The organism is Paraglaciecola sp. 2405UD69-4 (genome assembly GCF_047525415.1).
GTDB lineage: Bacteria > Pseudomonadota > Gammaproteobacteria > Enterobacterales > Alteromonadaceae > Paraglaciecola.
Genome location: NZ_JBLIXM010000002.1, coordinates 410224 through 422856, shown reverse-complemented (window position 1 = coordinate 422856; position 12633 = coordinate 410224). Strand labels below are relative to the sequence as shown.

General features: G+C 38.5%; 13 protein-coding genes. 7 read left to right on the top strand and 6 right to left on the bottom strand.

The annotated features are described in order from the left end of the window. Positions 1-30: 30 nt before the first annotated feature. The gene (gene miaB / locus ACMUMK_RS08385) at positions 31-1458 is read right to left on the bottom strand and encodes a tRNA (N6-isopentenyl adenosine(37)-C2)-methylthiotransferase MiaB (RefSeq protein ID WP_414700680.1); all 1428 of its coding nucleotides are present in this window, start codon (positions 1456-1458) and stop codon (positions 31-33) included. Positions 1459-1709: 251 nt separating this feature from the next. Here miaB and kdsA point away from each other — a divergent pair, with 251 nt between their 5' ends. After that, positions 1710-2561, top strand: coding sequence for a 3-deoxy-8-phosphooctulonate synthase (kdsA, locus tag ACMUMK_RS08380; protein ID WP_414700679.1), 852 nt, complete (start codon positions 1710-1712; stop codon positions 2559-2561). A gap of 127 nt (positions 2562-2688) precedes the next feature. On the opposite strand, the gene ACMUMK_RS08375 is transcribed toward kdsA, so the two are convergent. Continuing rightward, a complete protein-coding gene (locus tag ACMUMK_RS08375; RefSeq protein ID WP_414700678.1) occupies positions 2689-2991 on the bottom strand; it encodes a hypothetical protein in 303 nt (100 codons plus the stop codon). Between the two features lie 220 nt (positions 2992-3211). Here ACMUMK_RS08375 and ACMUMK_RS08370 point away from each other — a divergent pair, with 220 nt between their 5' ends. The 4 genes from ACMUMK_RS08370 (at position 3212) to rlmM (ending at position 6322) form a co-directional block, all read left to right on the top strand. Further along, positions 3212-4132: a transcriptional regulator GcvA gene (locus tag ACMUMK_RS08370; RefSeq protein ID WP_414700677.1), complete on the top strand. Its 921-nt coding sequence runs from the start codon at positions 3212-3214 to the stop codon at positions 4130-4132. Next, a complete protein-coding gene (locus ACMUMK_RS08365) occupies positions 4101-4733 on the top strand; it encodes an alpha/beta family hydrolase (RefSeq protein ID WP_414700676.1) in 633 nt (210 codons plus the stop codon). The genes ACMUMK_RS08370 and ACMUMK_RS08365 overlap by 32 nt, the downstream gene beginning before the upstream one ends. 141 nt (positions 4734-4874) lie before the next feature. Then, entirely contained in the window at positions 4875-5249 is a 375-nt protein-coding gene (locus ACMUMK_RS08360; protein ID WP_414700675.1) for a DUF423 domain-containing protein, read from the top strand. Then, positions 5249-6322 carry a 23S rRNA (cytidine(2498)-2'-O)-methyltransferase RlmM gene (rlmM, locus tag ACMUMK_RS08355; RefSeq protein WP_414700674.1) on the top strand — a complete coding sequence of 358 codons (1074 nt, stop codon included), beginning with the start codon at positions 5249-5251 and terminating at the stop codon, positions 6320-6322. The genes ACMUMK_RS08360 and rlmM overlap by 1 nt, the downstream gene beginning before the upstream one ends. Positions 6323-6418: 96 nt before the next feature. On the opposite strand, the gene ACMUMK_RS08350 is transcribed toward rlmM, so the two are convergent. From ACMUMK_RS08350 to nadK, 3 genes are all read right to left on the bottom strand, one after another. Further along, positions 6419-6775, bottom strand: a complete 357-nt coding sequence (locus tag ACMUMK_RS08350) for an outer membrane protein assembly factor BamE (RefSeq protein WP_414700673.1) — start codon at positions 6773-6775, stop codon at positions 6419-6421. Between the two features lie 117 nt (positions 6776-6892). Further along, positions 6893-8566, bottom strand: coding sequence for a DNA repair protein RecN (recN, locus tag ACMUMK_RS08345; protein ID WP_414700672.1), 1674 nt, complete (start codon positions 8564-8566; stop codon positions 6893-6895). A gap of 94 nt (positions 8567-8660) precedes the next feature. Then, positions 8661-9536 (bottom strand): NAD(+) kinase, encoded by an 876-nt coding sequence (gene nadK / locus ACMUMK_RS08340; protein ID WP_414700671.1) that lies wholly within the window; start codon positions 9534-9536, stop codon positions 8661-8663. A gap of 203 nt (positions 9537-9739) precedes the next feature. On the opposite strand from nadK, the gene nagZ reads away from it, so the two are divergent. Next, positions 9740-10753 (top strand): beta-N-acetylhexosaminidase, encoded by a 1014-nt coding sequence (gene nagZ / locus ACMUMK_RS08335; protein ID WP_414700670.1) that lies wholly within the window; start codon positions 9740-9742, stop codon positions 10751-10753. Between the two features lie 200 nt (positions 10754-10953). Next, positions 10954-11301 carry a YunC family protein gene (locus tag ACMUMK_RS08330; RefSeq protein ID WP_414700669.1) on the top strand — a complete coding sequence of 116 codons (348 nt, stop codon included), beginning with the start codon at positions 10954-10956 and terminating at the stop codon, positions 11299-11301. A 73-nt stretch (positions 11302-11374) separates the two neighbouring features. Here the strand turns inward: ACMUMK_RS08330 and ACMUMK_RS08325 are convergent, their stop codons facing one another. Next, positions 11375-12394, bottom strand: coding sequence for a LysR family transcriptional regulator (locus ACMUMK_RS08325; protein ID WP_414700668.1), 1020 nt, complete (start codon positions 12392-12394; stop codon positions 11375-11377). Positions 12395-12633 lie beyond the last annotated feature (239 nt).

Genomic DNA, 12633 nt, shown 5'->3' with positions numbered 1-12633 from the left:
CTCTAATGCAATAATTCGTAAGTTTGACTACTAAGGGGCAAATGTTGCAACGCCTAGGTCGTCAATGTTTGCTGTGTTTTTAGCTAGTAAGGTTTGCGGTGAAAGGTCATTCCGTAAATCCATATCTGCTTCAGTTCTGACAACATCACCTCGTAATGAGTTTGCAAACACATCGGTAATTTTTACATCAACAAAATGACCTATCATTTCAGGGGTACCTTCGAAGTTAACCACTCTGTTGTTTTCCGTTCTACCACTAAGTTCCATGGGGTTTTTCTTCGATGGGCCTTCAACCAAAATACGTTGCTCTGTGTCTAGCATATTTCGTGCAATGCGCAGCGCCTGCTGATTAATACGTTGTTGTAACAAACTTAAACGCTGTTTTTTGGTTTCTTCTGAAACGTCATCAGGTAAATCGGCGGCTGGTGTTCCAGGACGTGCGCTATAGATAAAGCTAAAGCTAAGATCGAAATCCATGGCTTGAATTAAGTTCATAGTCGCCTCAAAGTCAGCATCTGTCTCACCTGGAAAACCAATAATAAAGTCAGAGGACATGCTTAAATTTGGTCGTATCTTTCTTAGTTTACGAATTTTAGACTTATATTCGATAGCGGTATGGCCTCGTTTCATAAGGTTTAAAATTCGGTCGGCACCAGACTGAACAGGCAAGTGTAAGTGGTCTACCAACTCAGGTATTTGCGCATAGGCGTCTATAATGTCATCGGTGAATTCAACTGGATGAGAAGTGGTGTAGCGAATACGGTCAATCCCATTAATAGAGGCTACAAGCTCTAACAACTCAGCAAATGTACACACACTGCCATCATAGTTAGGTCCTCTAAAGGCGTTAACATTTTGACCAAGTAAGTTGACTTCGCGAACACCTTGTTCTGCCAACTGAGCGATTTCTAGTAATACATCATCCACTGGGCGACTGACTTCTTCACCTCGGGTGTAAGGTACTACGCAAAAGGTGCAATATTTTGAACAGCCTTCCATAATTGATACAAAGGCAGAAGGTCCTTCTGCTCTTGGTTCAGGTAAGCGGTCGAACTTTTCAATTTCAGGGAAGCTTATATCTATGACTGATTTGTCGCCCCCTTTAATTTGATTGATCATTTCAGGAAGTCTGTGAAGGGTTTGTGGCCCAAATACAAGATCTACAAAAGGTGCACGCTTGCGAATAGTTTCACCTTCTTGAGATGCTACGCAACCACCTACACCAATTATCAAATCGGGTTTATCTTTTTTAAGGTTTTTCCAACGACCTAGCTGGTGAAATACTTTTTCTTGGGCTTTTTCACGAATAGAACAAGTATTAAGTAAAATAACGTCTGCGTCTTCAGCTTCGTTAGCAACCTCATAACCATGGGTAGAGTCTAATAAATCTGCCATTTTTTCCGAGTCATACTCGTTCATTTGGCAACCCCAAGTTTTAATAAATAGCTTTTTTGTCATAACAGATTTTTTAATTTACCCTACCGTTCACGAGTCTTTATCTGTAACAGATAGGACTCTTTTCTATACGCTGTAAAAGAGCCGCGTATTTTACGTGTTATTTCTAGAGATCGCTACTTTTAGCTTAATCTAAACATACTTTGGGGAGCAAGATTATCAACAAAGTGGTTTGCTGCTAATTTAGGATATCTTGATGGCATCTGACTTGGTATCCTAATCACAATCAATAACAAAGAGTTAAATGAGTTCTAATGCAAAATTTACATAATATTTCTGTGGGCGCAATTGAAGTTGCCAATGACAAACCATTTGTATTGTTTGGCGGTATGAATGTCCTTGAATCCCGTGATATGGCAATGAAAATTGCTGAACACTATAAAGAAGTAACGACTAGGCTGAATATTCCTTATGTGTTTAAAGCTTCTTTTGATAAAGCGAACCGTTCATCGGTTAACTCCTATCGCGGTCCAGGAATGGAAGAGGGTTTGAAAATATTTGAGGAAATCAAAAAGACTTTTGATGTTCCATTGATTACAGATGTTCATGAACCTCACCAAGCTGCGCCAGTTGCTGAAGTGGTTGACGTTATTCAATTACCAGCATTTTTAGCCAGACAAACAGATTTGGTCATTGCTATGGCTCAAACTAACGCTGTCATAAATGTAAAAAAGCCACAATTTTTAGCAGCACATGAAATGCGTCACATTATTACCAAGTTTGGTGAAGCGGGTAATAATAAAATTATTTTGTGCGAGCGAGGCTCCTGTTATGGGTATAACAATTTGGTAGTTGATATGCTTGCTATGGATGAAATGAAAGCCTATGCCCCTGTTATTTTTGATGCTACACACGCGTTGCAAAAACCAGGAGGTAGAAGCGACTCTGCAGATGGTAGACGCGCTCAGGCTGCGCAACTCGCTAGAAGTGGCATGGCATTGGGCTTAGGTGGTCTATTTATTGAAGCTCACCCTAATCCGAATGAAGCAAAGTGTGATGGACCTTGTGCCTTAGCACTAGACAAACTAGAACCTTATTTACAACAAATGAAAGCATTAGATGATTTAGTGAAGAGCTTTGCAGTACTAGATACGAGTGCAAATTAAAAATATAGTTGAAAATATCTTGAGTAAGTTTGCTGTGTCGACACCTTGAAATGCAAAGGGTTGCATTGGTTCGACACAGCGCTAACTTACTTAAACAATGTTAACGAGCAGATAAACCAAAAATTAATTATTCAGCAATGACTACCTTAAATTTAAATTTTGGTAATTGTTCGTTGTTGCTGCGAACTAGTTCATCTGTTTGTAGCTCTAATGCAGCAGCGTTTATTTCTTTGGCTATTTGACTTTTTGAAACAGGCGCTTCGGTCAAGCCTATCATGTTAGCAATATTTTGCTTAATTTCAGCCTCTAGGCTAGTAGTCTGACTTTCATTTTCTACAGCCGAGTTTAGTTTAGCCTGTGCAGCAGGAGTTGCTAATATAGCGATAACGCCAATAGTTTTGAGTATTTCTTTTATAAATAGATTTTTCATTTTGTTAACCTTAAGTTTATTAATGTAAGTTAAAAGTTTACTTTTTTGATTAGTTAATCTGCTAATGGAAGCTATTATTTGTTTTATAACAACTAATTTCTTCCACGGGTTAAATTCTAAACAACTTACTTATATTAATAAAATGACTATTTGTATTGTTGCGCATTAGAAAAACTAATGCTTAAATATGCATTAACCTTTTATAATTATGCAGACCCATATGCCTAGGCGATTACCACCTTTAAATTCACTTAAAACCTTTGAAGCCGCGGCAAGGCATTTGAGCTTTACAAAGGCGGCAGATGAATTATTTGTGACTCAGGCGGCAGTAAGTCATCAAATAAAAGCCCTTGAAGATTTTTTATCAATGAAATTATTTGTTCGAAAAAATCGAGCTTTGTTTTTAACTGAAGAAGGGCAAAGTTATTATCTTGATTTGAAAGATATATTTCAGGCGTTACATGAAGCAACGGATAAGCTTGTGGCAAAAGGTGAAAAAGGCGCAATTACTGTTGCCTTGCAAACAAGTTTTGCAATTCAATGGTTAGTACCGAGGATTAATCAGTTTACCCAGATAAACCCTGATATAGACATAAGGATAAAAGCTGTAGATGGTGATGAGGGATTTTTAACCGATGATGTTGATGTGGCAATTTATTTTGGTCGAGGAAAATGGCCTGGATTAGTTGCTGATAAATTACATACAGAATATCTAACTCCTGTTTGCTCACCTTTATTATTTCAAGGTGACAAACCTTTAAATAAACTAGATGATCTCTCTAAACATGTATTACTCCATGATCTTTCCCGAGAAGCTTGGCAGGGATGGATAAAGCATTTTAATGTGTTGGGGGTAAACGTAAATCAAGGACCTATTTTTAGTCATTCAATGATGGTTCAACAAGCTGCAGCATTAGGGCAAGGTATCGCCTTAGGACATAGTGTTTTAGCCAGGCAAGAAATAGAAGCAGGGCGGTTAGTATGTCCTTTTGAAGAAAAGCTAATTGTTAAGAATGCGTACTATTTAGTATGTCATCAATCTCAAGCTGAATTAGGTAAAATCACCGCCTTTCGAGAGTGGTTGTTAGATGAAGTAACGGCGGATCAAATTGATAGAGACTTTAGTCAATCGGGCAGATAATGCTATAGCAACATTGGTATTTGCACATGGCGCAGGTGCTGGGCAAACAAGTGAATTTATGACTCAGATTGCAGAGGGGATCAGCGGTCATCAAATTAATGTGGTGCGATTCAATTTTGCCTATATGGAGTTGGCTGTCACTTTGAACAAAAGAAGGCCACCAGAGAAAGCTGAAAAGCTAATAGAGCGCTTTAGTCAGGTCTTAGATGAGCTGGATGCAAGCTTGCCCATCTTTATTGGTGGAAAATCTATGGGGGGGCGAATTGCAAGTATGCTATTAGAAAACAGCTTGGCCCAAGGCTGTATTTGTATGGGCTACCCATTCCACCCACCAGGTAAGCCAGAAAAATTGCGTATAGATCATTTACAACATCTTACTAAACCCATTTTAATTTTGCAGGGAGAGCGAGATAATTTTGGCACAAAAGAAGAAGTACAGGGCTATCCATTATCAGAAAAAGTGAAAGTAAACTTTATTACTGACGGTGATCATAGTTTTAAACCTAGAGTGAAATCTGGTGTTACCCTGCAGCAGAATCTCACTAAGGCTATCCAAGATTCTGTCTCATTTATAAAAGCAAATAGGGTTTCATTAACTTAGCTTGCCTCAAGTTACCTGAACTATCAAAAAATCTCATTACAATAAGCCATTAAGTATTCATTGTTTTTGTTATCATAACGATTAATTGCTTAACCTGTATTTTACTATAAAAATCCCTGTGGATTTGTAGCGAGCTTTGTTATGAAAATCGTATTGTTTTTTGCTGCTTTTAGCGGAATGTTGTCGGTGATTTTGGGAGCATTTGCAGCCCATGGCCTCAAAAATAAGTTGTCTGTTAGCCAATTAGAGACCTTTCAGATTGGTGTTCAATATCAGATGTATCATAGTCTAGCGCTAATTCTTGTTGTTATTCTATATCGTCAAATGCCACAAAGCTTATTGGTATACAGTGCAGGCTTTATGCTAGCCGGTATGCTCTTTTTTAGTGGTAGTTTATATGTGTTAGCAATAACACAAATTAAATGGTTTGGACCTATTACCCCTTTAGGTGGGCTATTTTTTATAATTGGATGGGCATTATTAATGGTATCTGTCGTTAAAGGAGTAGGGTATTAATGGCAGGGTTAGTCTTGTATTGCAGAAGTGGTTTTGAAAATGATGTGGCGAATGAGGTACAAGAAAAAGCAAGCAAATTAGACGTTTTTGGTTATGTAGAAGCTAAAGGAAATAGCGGGTTTGTGTTGTTTCATTGTTATCAACAAGAGCATGCAGAGTTTCTTGGCAAAAAGTTACTTTTCAGTCAATTGATTTTCGCAAGGCAGCAATTTGCCTGTCAGCATGTCATTGAAAATATGGATGTAAACGACAGGATTAGCCCCTTGTTGGATGCTTGTAGCGATTTTCCATTATGTGGTGAACTTCGAGTTGAATATGCTGATACCACCGAAGGGAGAGAACTATCAAAGTTTTGTAGAAAGATCAGTGTTCCCTTGCGACAGGCCTTACGGAAAAATAACAAGCTGACCAATAAAGACAATGCAAACAAGCCCGTATTGCACATCTTTTTTACCCAAAATGACAAGGCTTATATTGGGTTTTCATTTAGCAATAATAACTCGCCATTACCTTTGGGTATTATGCGTTTAAAATTTCCCTTTGACGCTCCCAGTCGTTCAACTTTGAAATTAGATGAAGCGTTTCAAACATTTATTCCAAAAGAAGAACATGAGGTGCGTTTACAAGGTGGCCTACATGCGGTTGATTTAGGCGCCTGTCCTGGTGGATGGACATATCAACTGGTAAAGCGTGGTATGTTTGTACATGCGGTTGACAATGGGGCTATGGATGAAAGTCTAATGGAAACAGGTCAAGTGATTTACTGCCCAGAAGATGGCTTTAAGTTTCAACCAAAAAAGAAAAATATCTATTGGTTAGTCTGCGATATGATAGAGCAGCCGCAGCGAGTAGCAAAACTTATGGCCACTTGGGTGGCAGAACAAAGATGTAAAGAAGCGATGTTTAATTTAAAGCTGCCAATGAAAAGACGTTATGAGTCTGTTCAAGGGGCATTGGCGATAATTGATAATGTCATGAAGTCGGCCAACGTAGGCGCTTATGAAATTCAAAGCAAGCACCTTTACCATAATAGGGAAGAGGTTACGGTACATTTAAGACTGAAAAACAACTAAGGGATCTAAGCACTCTAAAAGTAAGTGCTTGGGATCAGATTTATGAAAGTTTTGTTTTTATCCGATTAACGCTATCGTTAATCGGATAGTGGAAAGCTATTGGTCAAGCGGAATGTTAAAGTCTTCAGACAATTCAAAATCCCCATTTACCTTTGCAATTTTATTATCAACAAATTCAATGGTGAGTTCTTTACGAAAGTCTTCGCCTCTTATTTTCATTCCTCTTTTCATTTTATAAATATAGTACCAAGTATCATGGTCGAAGGCGTCTTCTAAAACAGGCTTACCTAATACGTACTCTACTTGTTCTTTTGTCATATCAATGCGAAGTTTTTTAACTTCTTTCTCATCTAAAAAATTACCTTGAGGTATATCGATACGAAAAATCCAATCAGCACAAGCTGACAATGTTAATGTGGTTATTAAAACAACTAGTAAATTCTTGAACTTCATTTTTACTCAATATCTTGGCGTTTGAAAAAGGCAATAAACCGCTACTGTAAAGGGAAACCCTATACATTTGGCGAAGCATCCTAACCCAGCAATCACGGCTCAATCAATCCTTAATTACTATGAATTACTGATTTCTAGCAATTCTTTGGCATTAGCTATGGCTGACTCCGTTAGTGTGTCACCTGCTAATAGACGTGCCAACTCTTCAATTCGTTCATTTTCTTTTAAAGAAATCATGTGAGTTTCTGTGGTGTTTTTATCACTAAACTTAGTCACAAACATTTGGTTATGGGCTCTAGCGGCAACTTGGGGTAAATGAGTAACACAAATGACTTGGGTTGAATGTCCCAATTTACGCAGTAATTGGCCCACCACAGAGGCTGTGGAACCACTAATTCCGCTATCAACTTCATCAAAAATCATAGTAGCAATATCACTGCTACTTGAGCTAATCACTTGAATGGCAAGTCCGATTCGAGATAATTCACCGCCAGACACTACTTTATCAAGTTGATCCTTAGCTTGGCCCTTGTTAGTTGAAACCATAAACCTAACAGTATCTAAACCTGAGCTATGTGGCTTACCAAGCTCATCATGCTCAATAGTGATTTCAAACTGTGTATCAGCCATGTTCATTTGATGAACGTGTTTTTCTACTTCTTTAGCAAAGGCTTTAGCGGCTTTCTTTCGTGAGCTACTTAGTTGTAATGCAGCTTTTCGATACTCCAGCTCTAATAAAGCAAGCTGTTCTTCTAGCTCTTCTAACAATGAGTCATCTTGAACTAGTCCTTTGTATTCTGCATTTAGGTTTTGGTGAAACTCATAAAGTGATTCTGGCTGTACATTGTGCTTACGAGACAAATTAAGAGCTTGTGAATACCTAGCCTCTACATTTTGCATTCGCATAGGATCAATTTCTAATTGCTCTGTATAAGCTCTTAACTCATTTGCAGCTTCATCAATTTGAATGCTTGCTTCTGTTAGCATAGATACAATAGGGGATAGGCTAGGATCATGCTCTTGTAACTCAGTTAGTCTATCTACACTATTTTGTACTGCTGATAACGCATTAAAGTCTTCTGCTTCGTATAATTGATGAAAGCTAATTTGACTCTGTTCCAATAATGTTTGGCTATGGCTTAATTTTTTATGCTCGATTTCTAATTCAATAAACTCGCCTTCAGCCAAGTCAAATTCGTCTAGCTCCTGAATTTGGTAGGATAGTAATTGACTACGATCGGCTCGCTGTTTTTGCCCTTCAAGCAGGCTTTGATATTGCTGCTTTTGAGCCCTTAAAACTTGATAACGACTAGATACTTTGTCGAGCAATTGTTGATGTTCAGCATATTGATCAACCAAATGTTTTTGATTTTCATTTTTTAAAATATGTTGATGGGCGTGTTGTCCGTGAATACTTAGTATCTGTTGCCCTAAACCTTTTAGCTGCTGCAACGGTACTGGGGTGCCATTAATAAAAGCCTTAGAACGCCCCTCTGAAGAAATAACACGTCTAATGATAACTTCATCAGCATCAGCTAGTTCATGTTCGTTAAGCCATTCTAGGGCAGCTTTTTGCTGTTTAATATCAAAGGTAGCACTAACCTCTGCTTTGGCAGCCCCTGTTCTTACCATACCGCTGTCTGCACGCTCTCCTAAACATAAACCTAATGCGTCTACAGATATAGATTTACCTGCGCCTGTTTCACCGGTTATGGCTGTCATGCCAGGGGTGAAATCAACATCTAAGGTCTTTACAACTGCAAAATTGCGTATGGATAGGTGTGTAAGCATAAAAAACTGCCCGTTAAGTGGTTATATATACAGTAACTGTAAATATAAACAGGTGTTTGGGCTGTGTCCAGTAATTAGTGCGCTGGGTTTGCAATTAATACAGCTTACTGCCCCAACTCAGCTTAGTTCTTAAAACGTTAAAGTAATTATAACCTTTGGGGTGTATCAAAGTTAGTTTGGCTGGATTCTTAGATATCTTTATTTCATCCCCAGGCAAAACCGTCAGCACAATATGGCTGTCGCAACTAACTTGGAGGTTATCTGTGTTTTCTGGAGATACTTTTAAGGTCACTATACTATTAGCATCAACAACTATCGGGCGGCTACTTAAAGTATGGGGGAACATTGGAACTAAGCTTAATGCATCTAGTTTTGGGGTAAGAATAGCTCCTCCACCAGATAAAGAATATGCCGTAGAGCCTGTAGGGGTAGCGACTATTAAGCCATCAGAGCGCTGACTAAAAACAAAATGCTCGTCGAGATACACTTCAAATTCCATCATATGAGCAACTTTGCCATGATGCAGAACCACTTCATTTACTGCTGAGTCTTTACTCTGAATTTTTCCGTCTCTGTATACTGCAACTTCTAGTAAGAAACGTTGCTCTACTTTGCACTCGCCGTCAAAAATACTGTCTAATTGTGCTTCAATATCATCGGGACTAATATCGGTTAAAAATCCTAGATTACCTCTATTAATGCCAACCACAGCTACATTGTATTCAGCAAGGACACGGGCTGCACCTAGCATGTTGCCGTCACCACCTACAACTATCGCTAAATCTGCTTGTTTTCCTATGTCTTCTATGCTGCAAGCAACAATATCTTTGTCATCTAGGTTTGTCGCCGTATTGGTTTCAACCAATATCTCGCAGCCCCGCTGAGTTAAATACACTATCAGAGCATTAAGACTTATTTTAGCGCCCTGATGAGCTTGCTTACCTATTAATCCAACTGTTTTAAACTTCATTTAATATGTCATTAACTAAATTTCCACAGAGTATAACCAAGTGGCAGTTTGAAAGTCATATCTTTTAGTTTTATCCATAGTAAATAAGTTACTTATAATTCACTAAAAACAATGGAGATAGTTTGACTAAGGTATTTACTCGTCCCTATAGTAGCGGCCTAATTTGCTTTTAAAACGTTGCTTAATATTCTATGGGCCCACTTATGATTGATGTGTCAGGGTTTGAACTGACACCAGAAGAAATTGACATACTCGACCACCCCTTAATTGGCGGGCTAATCTTATTTACCCGTAATTATTATAATCAAGCACAATTGCGAGATTTGATAAAACAGATTAGAGAGGCCACCCTAAATGACATTGTCATTGCCACAGATCATGAAGGGGGCAGGGTGCAAAGATTTAGAGAAGGGTTTAGTAGGATCCCCGCAATGGGCAGCATTGACTCTTTATGTAGTAAGAATAAGCTCCCAGTCACTAATTTTACTAAACAATTGGGCTGGTTGATGGCCTCTGAGCTTCAGGCTTTTGATATAGATATTAGTTTTGCACCAGTTTTGGATATCAATGGTATCTCTGAAGTAATAGGGGATAGAAGTTTTCACCAATCACCTGAGCAGATTGTAACCCTAGCTAGTGCATTTATTAGCGGCATGAAACAAGCTGGAATGAGTGCCACTGGTAAACACTTTCCGGGGCACGGTAATGTATTAGAAGACTCACACGTTGCCATTCCCATCGATAGACGCAGTAAGCAGCAGATTTTTGAATTAGATATGGCAATATTTGCTGAAATAAATAAGCGAGGTTTACTCGATGCTGTGATGCCAGCCCATGTCATTTATCCAAATGTTGACCCTTTACCCGCTGGTTTTTCTGAAAAGTGGATACAGCAAATATTACGCACCGATTTAAAGTTTAACGGTGTGGTATTTTCTGATGACTTGTCTATGGAAGGCGCAGTCCAAATGGGAGGAATTATTGATAGGGCAAAATTAGCCATTGCAGCTGGCTGTGACATGGTACTGGTTTGCAACGATCCAACTGCAGCTGTCCAAGTTATTGATGGCTTACCCATTGAAAATACAATAAACGATGACAGTAACAATAGGCTTAGATCACTTAAACACAGCAATACATTTGACTTTAAACAATTACAGAAGTCGCAGCAATACCAGCAGATTACTTACACTCTTGATAAATTAATCAACACATAATCTAGTTTTAAAAATTTAGGGCAGTTAATGCCAGTTTGCCCTTTTTAAGGGCAAACTACCTGGGTGCTCTTTCAATTACTAGTAAGACAAAATGTCGCCTGCCGACAAATATGATCAACTTATCTTGTGTGAGAACTGATAAATGTTACTTGGCATTGTTAGTGCTTTGGCATGCCCACTTAGGTTTTTGAGAGGTATATATGATCACCACTAAAATAAAAAAGATGTCTATTTTGGGCGCAACATTGCTTGTTGTATTGTCAGCACCATTAAATGCAGCTGCTTTTGATTGGGAAGGCTTTGAGAAACAAAAAATTGATTTAAAGTTGCCACTTTTAACAGTAAAAGGTGAAAAAGGCTTGTTGGCTTGTGCTTATGTTGATGTAGCTACCTGTGAGAAGACGGGTGAGGCCTGTGCCATTGTATCAGGGGTTAAAACCCATGAAGATATGTTATCTAGGCCAGTAGTTAAGGTATCTAGCGCAGCAAAGGCATTGGGAGTTACTGAAGGTATGACAGGGGCCAAAGCTTTAGAAATATTACGTTAAGCTAGATAATCCTTCTTAGCTTTGGGTACATATAGTTAGTATGTACCCATATCTTGTTGCTGCTATTAACTCGCTAAATATCGTATGTCTCAACGGGACGATTGAGTAAACCTTCGACCTTCATTGAGTCGGCATTTTGGTACTTTTCGTCAATAAGTTTGCCCCGCCAATGTTGCTTAGCGTGTGTGTCCGCTGATACTTCTCTGACTAATTCAAAAATCGCTTTTACTATATTATTGTTTTGTTTTTGCTCTGCCATTTGCAGGTAAACCATGCGCCTAAGATTAGGCTCTATCATTGTTATCGGCCTAATTTGACCTGATTGTTCTAGATGGAAGGTGGCAGAAGAAGGGCATATTATCAGTCCTACGCCTTGGGTAACATAATGCAGGGTCGTCATCAATTGCCCAAAGCCTCTTTTGGATTTTAGTTTAATCCCATGTTTTTGCGCTTCTAACTGTAATAGTTGCGTAAGTGCGTCTTGTTGTTCGGGAACAAAAATCTCGTAGTGTTGTAAGTCTGTAAAGGGCAAGTTTGAGTACAAAGCTAATTCACTATAAGACGGATTTTGTGGTTGCTTAGATATATATAGAAACAAATCTTCGTCAATTAGTGGTAAAGCCTTTGAACTTGTATTGATATTCATAGGTGTAAAACATAGGGCTAAATCAACACTGCCTTCTGCTAACCATTTTTCTACGTCATAGCTAGGACCAATCCGATAAGAAAGCTCGATATTCGCAAATCTTTGTTCAAGGGCTTTTAAAAGAGGTATGGATAACACATTACAGTTAGACTGGCTTAGTCCTAAAATGACCTTACCTTTATATTCAGATTGATCGCCTGCTAAATCAGACTTAGCCGCTTGCATTTGCCCCATAATTAATTGGGCATGTTTTTCAAACTTTTTACCGGCGTCAGTTAACTCAACACCTCTAAAATCCCGTGCGAATAACTTGGCTTTCAGTTCATGTTCTAAATTCGCTAATTGCAAACTTATGGCAGGTTGGGCTACGTCTAAATGACGTGCAGCGGCGGTAATACTACCTTGTTCAGCTGTTACTAAAAAATATTGTAGTTGTTTGGAGTTCATAGGCTTCTCATCCTATTTTTATTGCTTTAATCATTTTTAGAGTTATGCCTATAGTTCACTATCACACATACGTACTCGAACTGGTTTTGTATCATTAAATTTCGAGAATATGTTTCTTATTTGATTATAAAGAATTTACAGTCAATATTCTTGGCTTCCGTGGTAGTTATTTTAAATTCAGTAAATAAAGTTAGCCATTGTCAGGCGGGCTCTGACCGTTAGATATAAATATATTATGT